Here is a 12,819-nt window from a genome sequence, read left to right as displayed (position 1 = left end):
TACGGCCAAGATCCACCGGGTACGCCCCAGCGCACCGGGTCAGCGACGGCCCTGGCCGGGCTGCTGCGGTTGCAGGTACTGGGCGCGGCGCGGGGTGCGGTTGTTCTGCCGGTCGTCGCGGGACCCGTTGCCGTTGTTGTGGTCGGCAGCCGGGTCGGCGGTGATCGGCTCCAGGATGGTGGTGCTGTCGGTGAGCACCGCGGTGTCCTCCGCGGCGGTCGCCGACTCGGTCGGCTCGTCCGCTGCGGCGGACCCGTTGACCCGGGTCGGTTCCTCGGCTGCGGCGGACCCGTTGATCCGGGTCGGTTCCTCGGCTGCGGCGGACCCGTTGATCCGGGTCGGCTCGTCCGCCTCGGCGAGCGGCACCGCCTGCTCGTCGTCGTCATCGTCCAGCAGCGCGGCGCTGGCGCCGGTGAGCCGGGTCAGCGTCTCGCGCAGCTTGCCGATGTCGCGCTTGATCACCTTGCGCCGCTCGTCCAGCTCGCTGACCTTGCGGCCGGCCTCGGCCACGATCCGGTCGGCCTGCGCCCGGGCGGTCCCGAGGATCGCCTCGGCGTCCCGCCGGGCCGACTCGTTCGCCTGCCGGGCCGACTCCTCGGCCTTGCTGCGGACCGCCTGGGAGTGCTCCTCGGCCGCGGTGCGCAGCTGCTGCGCCGCCAGCTCGGCCTCGGTGCGCACCTGCTCGGCGTACGAGTCGGCGTCCTGCCGGGTCTTCTGCGCGTACGCATCGGCGTCGCCGCGGACGTTCGCCTCGTGTGCGGCGACGTCGTGCCGGATCTGCTCGGCCTCGGTCTCGGCCGCGGTGCGCAGCTCGGCCGCCTTCTGCTCGGCGGCGGCGGTGGTTTGCTGGGCGATCTGCTCGGCCTCGCTGCGGACCCGGCTCGCGTAGCTGGTGGTCTCTTCCCGCAGCGTGCGCAGTTCCTCGGCGACCGCGGCCCGCTCCTGCTCGGCCTCCGCGCGCTGCGCGGTGATCTCCTGCTCGGTCTGCTCGCGCAGCGTCGCGGCGTGCTCCTCGGTGGCCGCGCGCAGCGCGGTGGCCTGCTGCTCGGCCTCGGCGAGCAGGCGCTGGGCGCGCTCGGACTTCTCCGCGAACTCGGCCTCGACCTCGGCCCGGTGCGCCTCCTCGGCCTCCTCGGTCTCGGCCCGGCGGGCGGCCAGTGCGGTCTCGAAGTCGTGCCGGGCCTGCTCGGCCTTCTCCCGGGCCTCGGCGAGCACCTGTTCGGCCTGGGCGCGGTTGTCCGCGATCTCCTTCTCGGCGCCGTGTTTGATCGCATCCGCCTCTTCCTCGGCGAGTGCGAGGATCTGCTCGACCCGGGGGCCGAGGTGGCGGTAGGAGGGCTGCTCGTCGACGGCGGCGCGGCGGCGCAGATCGATCAGCTCGGTCTGCACCTGCTGCAGCTGGCTGGCCGCCTGCTGCAGCTGGGTGTACGCGTCGTTTCGTTCGGTGGCCAGTGCGGTGAGGTCGGCTTCGACCTGTGCCACGAACCGATCGACCTGGCGCCGATCGTATCCGCGCAGCACCATCTCGAAGCTCGCCTCGCCCCGCGAGCCACCATCGGTCAACGAGAAGAGACCCTGTTCCCCGCCGTGCGCCATGGTCCCATCCTCACACGTGACGGCCCGTCACACACGGAAGGCAGCACAGTGACGGGGGTCGCGTTTCGTTTGCCTGCTGGATTCTGGTCGGCACGCCTGCCTCGGGACGGCCGACCCGACGAGAGTACACAGGCGTGCCCGAACGAAAAAATCGCACCGGACGCGCGTGCCGTCCGGTGCGATTTTCCGTACTGGGTAAGGATTCTCAGCTGCCGCTGGTGGCGGGGATGCGCTGGGTCTGGTCGTCGCTGCCGGACTTGCCGGCCGACTTGCCGGACGACTTCTCCGAACTCGCTTCGGATTTGCTGTCCGTACCTTCGGCGACCGCGGCCGCCGCGGCGGCCGGTGCGCCGCCGAAGTTGGCCAACCCGCCCAGCATCTCGCGCAGCTGTCCGAGCTGTGCGGTGATCTGGTCGCGCTGCCGGGTCAGGTCCTCCACCTCGCGGCGGGCCGCGGTGGTGGTGATGTCGGCCTCCGACCGCGCCTCCGAGGTGACCCGGGTGGCTTCGGCCTGTGCGTCCGAGAGCGTCTTGTCGGCCAGCGCCTTGGCCTTGTCGACGGTTTCGTTGGCGGTACGCTCCGACTCCTGCCGGCGCGCCTCGGCGCGGTGCTCGATCTCCTTGGCCCGCTCCTCGGCCGCCTTGGCCCGCTGCTCGGCCTCGCTGACCAGCTTCTGGGTCTGGGCGACCGCCGCGGTGTGCCGCTCGGACTCCTCGCGCTCGGACTTCTCCCGCCGCTCGGCCAGCTCCAGCGCCAGCGCCTGAAGTTCCTTGTCGCGCTTGTCCTTCGCCTCGGCGAGCAGTTTCGCCGCCTCGGCCCGGCGCTCCTCGGCCTCGCGCATCGCCTTGGCCCGCAGCTGGGTGATCTCGCGCTCGGCGGTGGCCCGCATGGTGGACACCTCGCGCTCGGCGGTCGCCTTGGTCTCGGCGATCTCGTGCGCGGTGGCGGTGCGCAGCTGCTTGGTCTCGCGCTCGGCGTCGGCGCGCAGGTTGTCCGACTCCCGGCGGGCCTGCACCCGGGTCTCGGAGGCCTCCCGCTCGGCGGCGGTCTTGGTGGCGGTGGCCTCCCGCTCGGCGCCGGACTTGACCGCCGCCGACTCGGCCCGCGCCTTGTCGGTGATCTCGCGCGCCTCCAGCCGGGCCGCGGACAGGATGCCCTCGGCCTCCCGTTTGGCCTCGGCGCGGTGCTCGTTGGCCTGCTCCTCGGCGAGGCGCAGGATGTGCTCGACCTTGGTACCGAGTCCGGACAGCGTGGGGCGGCTGTTCTCCTCCAGCTGCTTGGACTGGTCGCCGAGCTTCTGCTCCAGCGCGGCGTTGCGCTGCTCGGCCTGACGCAGCCGGCGCTGCGCGTCGTTCATCCGCTGCTCGGCCTCGCCGCGGTTGCCTTCGGACTGGCTGAGCGCGGCGTTGAGGCGCTGCACGAAGTCGTCGACCTGGGCACGGTCGTAGCCGCGCAGCACGACGGTGAAGTCGGGCTGGCTGTTGGCTTGGTCGAAGAAGTTCAGGGAGGGCTGCTGCTGGGCCATGGACACATCCTCGCAGACCCCCGGGCTGCCGAGGGAGGCCGCAGGTCCCTGTCCGTACCGGGGGGAGAACGGCGACCACCGACGTTGCGGGGGGATGTCATTTGTCGGTTTGCCGATGGTTGGTGGGGTTATCCGGGGCCGATCGTACTAGCCCGAGATCTGTCGTGCCGAGCCGGAAATGCCGGACTCCGCGTCAGACCCGACCGGTGGGTATCGGTGCGGCGCTGCTGTCCGATGCTCGACCTGATGGGCCGAACGGACCATGCGGAGTGGCGGCGTCACCGGCGGTACGGTTCGTCGCGTCAGCCGACATAGTCCCCCAACGTCTGGACGGGTGTCTCGGGTCGGATCAGTGACCTTGGCCACGTGCATCCGTGTGCGCCACTTTAGGCCTGTGCACCGGATTGCTCCACCCGTGCGGGCGGCGGTTGTGCCACACCGCAGCGGGCACGGCACAGCGGTCGGTCCGACACGCACAACGACCGATCGCGCCGAAGGGGACGGCCTGCGCCGTATCGGTACCCTGCCGGCACGTCCGATCACGATGTGTGATTGTCGGCCGGTTCGACCAGCTCGACCAGGACCCCGCCCGCATCCGCCGGATGGACGAAGTTGATCCGGGAGCCCGCGGTGCCCGTCCGGGGCTCGTCGTAGAGCAGCCGCAGCCCGCGTTCGCGCAGCATGGCGGCGGCGCGGCGCACGTCGCGGACGGTGTACGCCAGCTGCTGGACGCCCGGCCCGCGCCGGTCCAGGAACCGGGCGATCGAGGAGTCGGGTGACACCGGGGCGAGCAGCTGCAGCTGGGCACCGGCGCGGTCGTCGCCCACCCGCAGCATCGCCTCCCGTACGCCCTGGTCGGCGTTGGTCTCGGTGTGCACGCAGGTCATCCCGAACGTCTCGGTGTAGAAGGCGATCGCCGCGTCCAGCTCGGGCACCGCGATGCCGACGTGGTCGACGCGCAGCACGCCCAGCTCGTCGGCGCCGGGTACGCCGGTGGTGAGATGGTCGGCGTCGGTACTGCGCAACTCGTGATCGGTGGGCATGTCGGTAGTCTGGCTGGTGAACGGTCGTTAAGCCAGCGGTACGGCCGGGACCGCGTCGCCCGCCGACCGGCCCGGTGCACCGCGACGGTGTGAGACGTGGAGGGACATCACCATGACAAGCGTGCTCGTGCACGGCGCCCGTACCCCGATGGGCCGGCTGCTCGGCGGCCTGGCGAGCTTCCCGGCGACCGCGCTGGGCGGCGTTGCGATCTCGGCCGCGCTGCAGCGGGCCGGCATCACGCCGGAGCAGGTGGAGTACGTGGTGATGGGGCAGGTGCTGCAGGCCGGCGCCGGGCAGCTGCCGGCCCGGCAGGCGGCGGTCGCCGCGGGCATCCCGATGACCACCCCGGCGGTGACCGTGAACAAGGTCTGCCTGTCCGGCCTGAACGCCATCGCGCACGCCGACCAGCTGATCCGGGCCGGCGAGTTCGACATCGTCGTCGCCGGCGGGATGGAGTCGATGACCAACGCGCCGCACCTGCTCACCGGCCAGCGCACCGGGTACAAGTACGGCGACGTGACGCTGCGCGACCACATGGCGCTCGACGGCCTGACCGACGCGTACGACCAGGTCGCGATGGGCGAGTCGACCGACCGGCACAACACCCGGCTGGGCATCGGCCGGGCCGAGCAGGACGCGTTCGCCGCCCGCAGCCACCAGCTCGCCGCCGCCGCGGCCAAGAACGGCGTGTTCGCCGAGGAGATCACCCCGGTGTCGGTGCCGCAGCGCAAGGGCGAGCCGATCGAGTTCGCCGCCGACGAGGGCATCCGGCCGGACACCACCGCCGAGACGCTCGCGAAGCTGCGGCCGGCGTTCCTGCCGGACGGCACCATCACCGCGGGAACCGCCTCGCAGATCTCCGACGGCGCCTGCGCGGTCGTGGTGATGAGCAAGCGCAAGGCGCAGGAGCTGGGGCTGACCTGGCTGGCCGAGATCGGCGCGTACGGCACGGTCGCCGGGCCGGACAACTCGCTGCAGTCGCAGCCGGCGAACGCGATCAAGCGGGCCCTGGACCGGGCCGGCAGGAGCGTGGCCGATCTGGACCTGGTGGAGATCAACGAGGCGTTCGCCGCGGTCGCCGTGCAGTCGAGCAAGGAGCTCGGCGTCGACGCCGACCGGGTGAACGTGAACGGGGGCGCGATCGCGCTCGGCCACCCGATCGGCATGTCCGGCGCCCGGCTGGCACTCACCCTCGCGCTGGAACTGCGCCGCCGCGGTGGCGGCCTGGGGGCCGCCGCGCTGTGCGGTGGCGGCGGGCAGGGCGACGCGCTGCTGCTGTCGGTGGGGGAGTGACCGGTGCCTGACCGGTCCGCGGCGCCACGGGCCAGCGTGGCGCAGCTGGTCGCCGCGGCGCGGGCCGGCCGGCCGCGGGCGGTGGCCCGGCTGATCAGCCTGGTCGAGGACGGCGCGCCGGAGCTGCGGGAGGTGGCCGCGGCGCTCGCCCCGCACACCGGCGGTGCCCGGGTCGTCGGGCTGACCGGCGCCCCCGGCGTCGGCAAGTCGACCACCACCTCGGCGCTGGTCGGTGCGCTGCGCTCGCGCGGCGAACGGGTCGGCGTGCTCGCCGTGGACCCGTCCTCGCCGTTCACCGGCGGGGCCATCCTCGGCGACCGGGTGCGGATGCAGGAACACGCGCTCGACGAGGGCGTGTTCATCCGCTCGATGTCGTCGCGCGGCGAGCTCGGCGGGCTGGCCGCCGCCACCCCCCAGGCGGTACGGATCCTGGACGCGGCGGGCTGCGACACGGTGCTGGTGGAAACGGTCGGCGTCGGGCAGGCGGAGGTGGCGATCGCCAGCCTGGCCGACACCACGGTGGTGCTCACCGCGCCCGGCATGGGCGACGCGATCCAGGCGGTCAAGGCCGGCGTGCTGGAGATCGCCGACGTGTTCGTGGTCAACAAGGCGGACCGGGACGGCGCCGACGCCGCCGCGCGGGACCTGCGCGGGATGCTCGCGCTGGCCCGCCGCGAGCCGCACGAGTGGCGCCCGCCGGTGCTGCGCTGCGTCGCGTCCACCGGCGACGGGCTGGACGAGCTGGTCGAGTCGCTCGACAAGCACCGGGCGCACCTGGCCGAGCACGGCGAGCTGACCCGGCGCCGGGCCGCCCGGGCCGCGGCGGAGGTACGGGCGATCGCGATGGGGCAGCTGAGCCGGCGGCTGGACGACCTGGCGCCGGACGCCTCGGCGGGCGCGCTGGCGCAGCGGGTCGTCGCCGGCGAACTCGACCCGTACGCGGCGGCCGACACCCTGGTGCACACCCTCACCGGCCGCTGAGCGGCCCCGGTGCACCGCGGTGCGGCATCGGGGCGTCACGGTACGCGCTGGCACGGGCGGTGAGCGCGTTGCGGGGTGGCCACGGCGACGTCACGGAACCGCGTACCGGCAACGATCGGGTCACGGACCCTGCGCCGGGCTGAACCGGCCGGCCCGCTCGCGGGTCGAGCAGTCAGGGCATGGCCGCGACCCGCGCGGCCGTGCGGTGCCGGGGAGGTGCGGTGGCTGCCGTCGGGGTGACTGTGCGCGGGATCCGGTACCGCGCGGGCCGGTCGCTGGTGGTGTTCGTGCTGGCGGTGGTCGCCACCACCGCGGTCGTGCTGGTACCCGGCTACACCCTCGCCGCCGAGCAGTCCGCCCTGACCGACCAGCTGCGTTCCCGGCCGGCGGCGTCGCTCGGCCTGACGGTCTCCGGGGACGAACCGGACACGCTGGACGCCACCGCGGACGGGATGCTGCGCGACACCCCGCGGCTGGCCGCGGTCACCGGCCGCCGCTGGTCCGGCGCGTCCGGCACGGTCAGCCTCGCCTCGCAGTCGGGCCTGCCGGACGCGGCGCTGGTGTACCGGTCCGGACTGTGCGGCCAGCTGCGGCTCACCGCCGGGCACTGCCCGTCGAGCCACGACACCGGCCTGCTCGCCGAGGCCGGCACCGCCCGGCGGTACGGGCTGTCGGTCGGGGACACCGTCCGGTTCCAGCGCGGCGACGACGACCCGAAGGGCGAGCAGCCGGGCCGGTACCGGCACCGCATCGTCGGGCTGTACCGGCTGCCCGACGCCGGTGCGACCTACTGGTGGGGCGGCGGGCTGTTCGGCACGCTGGACGCCGAACCGCTGCTGTCCACCAACCCGAGGTCGGTCGCCTTCCCCGGCCTGCGCGACCAGGCCGCCGAGGTCGACATCGAGGTGCTGCCGGACCGCATCTCGCTCGCCGACGCGGCACCGTTGCGCACCGCGACCGTCGACGCGGGCGTCGCGGTGGAACAGGCCGGCAGCCACCTGAGTACCGCGCTGCCGGCGGCGATCGGCGCGGCCGGCCGGGACCGCGGCGCGATCCTGTCGTCGGTGCCGGTGGTGGTGGTCCCGCTGGTGCTGCTGTGCCTGTTCGTGCTCTACCTCGCGGTGGCCGCGGTGACCGAGGAGCGCGGCCCGGAGATCGCGCTGGCCAAGCTGCGCGGCTTCGGTGGCGCCGGCGCGGCCCGGTTCGGGCTGGCCGAGACGCTGCTGGTGATCGTGCTGGCGGTGCCGGTCGGGCTGCTTGCCGGGCTCGGCGGCACCGAACTGCTCGCCGCCCTGGTGCTGGCGCCGGGCACGCACGTCGCGCTGTCGCTGCCCGTCCTCGCCGCGGCCGGGTTGGCGCTGTTGGGCGCCGCCGCGGCGGCCACGGTGGCGGCCCGGCACACGGTACGGGCGGCGCCGCTGGCGCTGCTGCGCCGGGTGCCGGCGCGCGGCCGGTGGCGGGCGAACGTGCTGGAGGGTGCGATCGCGGCGCTTGCCGCCGCGGCGCTGTACCAGGTGCTGTCGGATCCGGGTTCGCAGGTGGGGCTGCTCGCCCCGCCGCTGATCGCGCTGGTGGTGGGGCTCGCCGCGGCCCGGCTGACCGCGGTGCTCGCCGGTCGCCGCCGGGCGGCCGGGGCCGGGCGGGTCCGCCCGTACCGGCTGCTGGCCCGGGCGCAGCTGGCCCGGCGGCCGCTCGCGCAGCGGCTGGTGCTGGCCGTCACGGTGGCCGTCGCGCTGCTCGGGTTCGCCGTGGTGGCAACGGACGTGGCCGCGCACAACCGCTCGGTGGTGGCCGCCGACCGGGTCGGCGCGCACGCCGTGTACACGGTGCGGGCCGGTAGCGCGCAGCAGCTGCTCACCGCGGTGCGGCGGGTCGATCCCGGCGGGCACGGCCTGATGGCGGCGATGCAGACCAGCGTGCACTACGGCGACGGCACCGTGTCGGTGCTCGCGGTCGACTCCGGCCGGCTGCCGGCCGCGGCCACCTGGCCCGGCCGTGCCGCCGGGTCGCTGCGGTCGATGGTCGCCGCGCTGCCCAGCCACACCGCCGCGCCGCTCGCGGTGCGCGGCCCGTTCGTGGCGACGGTACGGGTCGACGACGCGCCGACCGGTGCCCACGCCCTGACGTTGACCGCGCAGGTCGCCGATGCGGCCGGCGCCGCCCGCACGGTCCAGCTCGGCACGCTGCGCGCCGGGACCCACCCGTACTCCGCGACGCTGCCCGGGTGCGCGCGCGGATGCGACCTGGTCGGCCTCGGCATCGCCCGCTATCCGGGCGACGCCACCCAGGTCAGGGCGAGGCTCGCGATCACCGCGCTGACCGACCACGGCGCCGCCCTCGACGCCGGCCTCGGCACCGACGGCCGGTGGCGGGCGATGGGCGCCGACTCCGGGTTCACCCTGGAACCGTCCACCTCCGACGGCCTGGTGCTCGGGTACGCCGGTGAGCAGGACGCCGACGCGCTGCTCGGGTACGCGAGCGTCCCGCGCCGGCTCCCCGCGGTACTGGCCGGGCCGGCGCCGGCCGACGACCCGCACGCGACCCGGTTCGCGTTCCCGGCGCTGGGTGGCACCCCGATCCCGTTCACCGTCGTCGGGCACGACCGCGAGATCCCGCGGGCCGGGCGGCACGCGCTGCTGACCGACCTGACCGGGCTGCAGCGGCTGGTCGCGATCACGCCGGACGCGACGGCCGACGCCACCCCGACCTACGAGGTGTGGGCGGGCCCGGACGCGCCCAGCGACCTGCCGGCCCGGCTCGCCGCCGCCGGCGTGCCGGTGACCGGTACCGCCACGCTCGCCGGCGAGCAGCACCGGCTGGCCCGGCAGGCGCCCGGCCTCGCCCTGCACCTGTACCTGGTGGCCGGGGTCGCCGCGGTGCTGCTGGCGCTGGGTGCGGTGCTGCTGAGCTGCTACGCCGGCGCCGCCACCCGCCGGTACGAGACAGCCGCGCTCGCGGTCGCCGGGGTGCCGGCCGCGGAGTTGCGCCGCGCGCTGCGCACCGAGTTCCGGGCCGTACTGGGCATTCCGCTGCTGGCCGGGTTGGCCGCCGGCGCCGTGGGCGCGGCCCTGCTGCTGCCGGTGATCAAGCTGGTGACCGCCACCGACGCCGGGGTGCACCGCAGCTACGCGCTCGGCCCGTTCTGGCTGCCCGGCGCGGTACTCGCCGCGGTGGCGGTGATGGTCGCGGTGACCGTGGTCGCCACCCGGCTGCTGGAGCGCATCGAACCGGTGCTGCTACGGGGAGGGGCACGATAGTGCACACGTTCCGGCTGGCCCTCGCCGGCTTGCGGTACCGCGGCGCCCGGTCGGTGGTGGTGGGGCTGATCGCGGCGGTCGCGGTGGCGGCCGCGGTCATCGGGCCGGCCAGCGCCCGCGCGGCCGAGCAGTCGATCCTGCTCGACCGGCTGCGCGCCGAGCCGAGCTGGCTGACCGGCTTCACCGTCGGGTCCATCGGTACCGCCGGCGACGAGTCCCCGGCCGTGGTGACCGGCGGCAGCGGCCCCTCGCCGTCGTCGGACGCGCTGGCCCGGATCCCGGTCGGCTACCTGACCCGGCACGCCGCGCGGACCATGCAGGCGCAGCACTACTACGCGGCACCGATCGGCGGGGTGGTCACCGCGGTCGCGCTGCCGAGGATCTCCGGCGACCGCACCACCGGACGGCTGGTGTACCGGCACGGCTTCTGCCACCACCTGACCATCACGTCCGGGCACTGCCCGACGGCGACCGGCGAGGTGCTGGTGAGCAGCCGCTCGCCGTACCGGACGGGGCAGCGGATCCCGGTCACCGCGAGCGGCGTGTCCAGCGCGGACGCCGGTACGCCGGGGACGACCACGGTGCGGGTGGCCGGCCGGTACCGGGCGCCGGGCGGCGCGGCGGACTACTGGTTCGGCCACGGCTACTTCGATGCCGCGGTGTACATGGACGAGCAGGAGGAGGTCCGGCGGATCGACTCGTTCTTCGGCACCGAGGCGACGGTGCGCTCGATCGGTGTCGGCCAGTTCCAGAACGTCGCCGACTTCCGGCTGCTGGTCGAGCGGGTCCGGCTGGACGACGTTGCGACCCTGCAGGCGCGGCTGGCCGCCGGCGCCACCCGGATCGAGGCGGCCGGGCTGCGTGCCACCACCCCGCTGCCCGGTGTGCTGTCCGATGTGGACCGCGAGCGCGACCAGGTGGTCACCGCGGCGCTGCTGGTCGCGGTGCAGCTGGTGTTGCTGTGCTGGTTCGTGCTGTTCGGCGTGGTGCGGGCGGCGATCGACGAGCGGGTACCGGAGCTGGCACTGGCCAAGCTGCGCGGTCTGCCCAGCCGCGGTGTCACCGGCTTCGGGCTGGCCGAGATCGGCGTCCTGGTGCTTGCCGCGGTGCCGGTCGGCATCCTGCTGGGCCTCGCCGGCAGCGAGCTGTACGCCCGGTTCGGGCTCGCCGCCGGCGCGCACGCGCAGCTGCGCTGGCCGGTGCTCGCCGCCGCGGCCGGCGCGTTCGCCGGTGCGTTCGTGGCCGCCGCACTGGCCGCCCGGCGTACCGTTGCGACGCCGGTGATCGAGCTGCTGCGCCGGGTGCCACCGCGGTCGGGCCGGCTGCGCGCCGGCATCGCCGAGGGTGCCCTGGTCGCGATCGCGGTCGCCGCCTGCTACGAGCTGCTCACCGGCGCCGGCGGCCGGCTCGGGTTGCTCGCCGGCGGGCTGGTCGCGGTGGTGGCCGGCATTCTCGCCGGCCGGCTGGTACCGCTGGCGATGCGCCGCGGCGTGGCCCGGGCCCGGCGCCGTGGCCGGATCGGTGCGCTGCTCGCCGCGGCGCGGGTGGCGCGGCGCGGGCAGGTGCCCCGCACCGTCGCGCTGACCACGGTGGCCGTCGCGCTGCTGTGCTACGGCGCGGTGGTGTGGGACGTGGCCGGCCGCAACCAGGCCCAGCGGGCCGGCGCCGAGATGGGTGCCCCGACCGTCTACTCGGTGCAGGTCGCCTCGGCGCAGCTGCTGCGCGACGCGGTCCGCCAGGCCGACCCGTCCGGGCACCAGGCGATGGCGGTGGCCCGCGGGCTGTACGGCAACGGGGCGAAGACCACCGAGGTGCTCGCCGTCGACTCCAGCCGGTTCGCGGACGTCGCCTACTGGCAGTCGTCGTTCGCGGCGGACTCCCCGGCGCGCCTTGCCGGGCTGCTGCGCCCGCCCGCGCCGCCGATGCTCACCGCCCGGGACGGCGCCCTCGGCGTCGGGTTGCGAGTCCGCGCCATCAGCCGGGACGTCACCCTGGTGGCGTTGCTGTCCGATGACCGGCGTGGCCAGCACGTCGTGCGGCTCGGCGGGCTGCACACCGGCCGGTACCGGCTGACCGGTCGGTTGAACGGGTGCGGCAGCGGCTGCCGGGTCGTCGGGTTCGATCTGTACCGCGGGCCGGACGCGCCGGCGCGCATCCGCGGCGACCTGACCGTCACGACGCTCACCGGCGCCGGCCGCGAACTTGCCCCGATGAACCGGCCCGGGTCCTGGCGCGGCGTGGAGCCCACCATGCACCAGCCGGTCAGTACGGTGGCCGTCGGCTCCGGCGGTACCTCCGTGCGGTTCGACGCGCCCGGCGGCGAGGACCTGCGGGTACTGCGGGTGGACGCGCCGAACCCGCTGCCGGCGGTGAGCACCGGCCGGATCGACCGGCAGCTGGGCCGCAGCACCGGTCCCGGCCTGTACGGGCTGGACCAGCCGTACCGGGTCGTGGCGCGGGCGCGGACCGTACCGGCGATCCGCAACGGCCTGCTGGTCGACCTGACCTACGCGGACCGCTCCGCGCCGGACGGCTCGTCGCTGGACACCCCGATGGTCTACCAGGTGTGGGCCGCCGCCGGCGCGCCGGCGAGCCTGCGGTCCCGGCTGACCGCCGCCGGGCTGACCATCACCGGCACCGACACGCTCGCCGCGCACCAGGCCCGGCTGGCCCGCCAGGGGCCGGCACTCGCGCTGCGGCTGTACCTGGTCGCCGCGTTCGTGGCGCTGCTGCTGGCCGCGGCCGCCGTGCTGGTCACCGCGCACCTGACCGCCCGGCCGCTGCGGTACGAGCTGGCCGCGCTGCGGGTGGTCGGGTTGTCCCGGCGGCTGCTGCGCCGCGCCGGCTGGCGCGAGTACGGGCTGCTGCTGGGCACCGCGGTGCTGGCCGGCGCGGTCGCCGGCGGCATCGGCGCGGCGCTGGCGGTACCGCGGCTGCCGCAGGTCACCGCGAACGGCGGGCCACCGCCACTGTGGCTGCCCGGGGCGTGGTGGCCGGGCGGTGCGCTGGCCGCATCGGTGCTGCTGCTGGGCTTCGCCGCGGCCGTGGCGGTCGGTGCAGCGGTGCGGGGCGGCCGACCGGAACGCCTCCGGGAGGGGTCGACATGAGCATGCGCCAGCGAGC

Annotated in this window: 7 protein-coding genes; 4 read left to right on the top strand and 3 right to left on the bottom strand. The window is 75.3% G+C overall.

Annotation, left to right across the window (positions count from 1 at the left end; genetic code table 11):
• Positions 1–39: 39 nt before the first annotated feature.
• The 3 genes from Asera_RS26865 to mce all read right to left on the bottom strand — a co-directional run bounded on the left by Asera_RS26865 (position 40) and on the right by mce (position 4,164).
• Complete coding sequence (locus Asera_RS26865) at positions 40–1,596, bottom strand: DivIVA domain-containing protein (RefSeq protein WP_035295131.1); 1,557 nt, start codon at positions 1,594–1,596, stop codon at positions 40–42.
• Between the two features lie 205 nt (positions 1,597–1,801).
• Positions 1,802–3,121, bottom strand: a complete 1,320-nt coding sequence (locus Asera_RS26860; RefSeq protein ID WP_051801550.1) for a DivIVA domain-containing protein — start codon at positions 3,119–3,121, stop codon at positions 1,802–1,804.
• 539 nt (positions 3,122–3,660) lie between these two features.
• The gene (gene mce / locus Asera_RS26855; RefSeq protein ID WP_030444415.1) at positions 3,661–4,164 is read right to left on the bottom strand and encodes a methylmalonyl-CoA epimerase; all 504 of its coding nucleotides are present in this window, start codon (positions 4,162–4,164) and stop codon (positions 3,661–3,663) included.
• 112 nt (positions 4,165–4,276) lie between these two features.
• Between mce and Asera_RS26850 the strand changes: the two genes are divergently transcribed.
• From Asera_RS26850 to Asera_RS26835, 4 genes are all read left to right on the top strand, one after another.
• Positions 4,277–5,458 carry an acetyl-CoA C-acetyltransferase gene (locus Asera_RS26850; RefSeq protein ID WP_030444416.1) on the top strand — a complete coding sequence of 394 codons (1,182 nt, stop codon included), beginning with the start codon at positions 4,277–4,279 and terminating at the stop codon, positions 5,456–5,458.
• A 3-nt stretch (positions 5,459–5,461) separates the two neighbouring features.
• Positions 5,462–6,439: a methylmalonyl Co-A mutase-associated GTPase MeaB gene (gene meaB, locus Asera_RS26845; RefSeq protein WP_030444417.1), complete on the top strand. Its 978-nt coding sequence runs from the start codon at positions 5,462–5,464 to the stop codon at positions 6,437–6,439.
• A 221-nt stretch (positions 6,440–6,660) separates the two neighbouring features.
• Positions 6,661–9,696 (top strand): hypothetical protein, encoded by a 3,036-nt coding sequence (locus Asera_RS26840; RefSeq protein ID WP_157034608.1) that lies wholly within the window; start codon positions 6,661–6,663, stop codon positions 9,694–9,696.
• Complete coding sequence (locus tag Asera_RS26835) at positions 9,696–12,803, top strand: FtsX-like permease family protein (protein ID WP_030444419.1); 3,108 nt, start codon at positions 9,696–9,698, stop codon at positions 12,801–12,803. The genes Asera_RS26840 and Asera_RS26835 overlap by 1 nt, the downstream gene beginning before the upstream one ends.
• Positions 12,804–12,819: the final 16 nt, after the last annotated feature.

Source organism: Actinocatenispora sera (genome assembly GCF_018324685.1).
Classification (GTDB): Bacteria; Actinomycetota; Actinomycetes; order Mycobacteriales; family Micromonosporaceae; genus Actinocatenispora; species Actinocatenispora sera.
This window is presented reverse-complemented; position numbering and strand designations above follow the sequence as displayed.

Excerpts from the sequence above, each read along its gene's own strand:
- mce (WP_030444415.1), bottom strand. The coding sequence starts at position 4,164 with ATGCCCACCGATCACGAGTTGCGCAGTACCGACGCCGACCATCTCACC.
- Asera_RS26865 (WP_035295131.1), bottom strand. The coding sequence starts at position 1,596 with ATGGCGCACGGCGGGGAACAGGGTCTCTTCTCGTTGACCGATGGTGGC.
- Asera_RS26860 (WP_051801550.1), bottom strand. The coding sequence starts at position 3,121 with ATGGCCCAGCAGCAGCCCTCCCTGAACTTCTTCGACCAAGCCAACAGC.
- Asera_RS26850 (WP_030444416.1), top strand. The coding sequence starts at position 4,277 with ATGACAAGCGTGCTCGTGCACGGCGCCCGTACCCCGATGGGCCGGCTG.